2 protein-coding genes are annotated in these 533 nt (G+C 62.5%); both read left to right on the top strand.

All coding sequences use genetic code 11. From position 1 onward, the window contains the following. Positions 1 to 204: ribonuclease H-like domain-containing protein (locus DVK06_RS17145; protein ID WP_199718772.1), on the top strand; the 204-nt coding region annotated here is incomplete at its 5' end. 78 nt (positions 205 to 282) lie between these two features. After that, on the top strand, positions 283 to 533 hold a 251-nt coding region (locus tag DVK06_RS17140), incomplete at its 3' end, for a hypothetical protein (RefSeq protein WP_121601138.1).

Raw genomic sequence — 533 nt, 5'->3', positions numbered from 1 at the left:
GGCATCGACCGCGACCGCCCCGATATCTCCGGCCGAGATGCGGTCAGGCTCTGGCGCGAGTACGAACGCGGCGACGAATCGGCTCTCGACACCCTCGTCTCGTACAACCGCGAAGACACGGTCAATCTCGAACGCCTCATGGAGACCGTCACGGGCAAACTTCACGACCGCGTCTGCGACGGTCTCGATACCGACCTCGTCTGAAATCATCTCGTCGTCTTCTTCGTTCGTCTCGTCACGGAATCACCCGCCTTTTTCATCCCCGGAAGCGACGCGCCGCACATGACCGACGACGAGGCCGAGGCCAACTCGACGCTTGACGGAGAGACGGACGAGCCAACCGACGATGAGTCGGACGAATCGACCGTCGAAGACGGGCGTGTCAACGGCGAGAGTCAGCAAACCGCCGACGGTGGGATGAACGGGCAAAACGGCTACGGTGACGAGACGGTGCCGCACGTGGAACTCGACCTCTACGAACTGTCCGTTCGCGTCAGCGGTCAGTCTACGGACGGCCTCGAAGACGTCGAAGC

It is taken from the genome of Halorubrum sp. Atlit-28R (assembly GCF_003665955.1).
In the GTDB taxonomy this organism is placed as follows: Archaea; Halobacteriota; Halobacteria; order Halobacteriales; family Haloferacaceae; genus Halorubrum; species Halorubrum tropicale.
The sequence above is the reverse complement of the archived record's forward strand: the minus strand, read 5'-3'. Positions and strand labels throughout refer to the sequence as shown.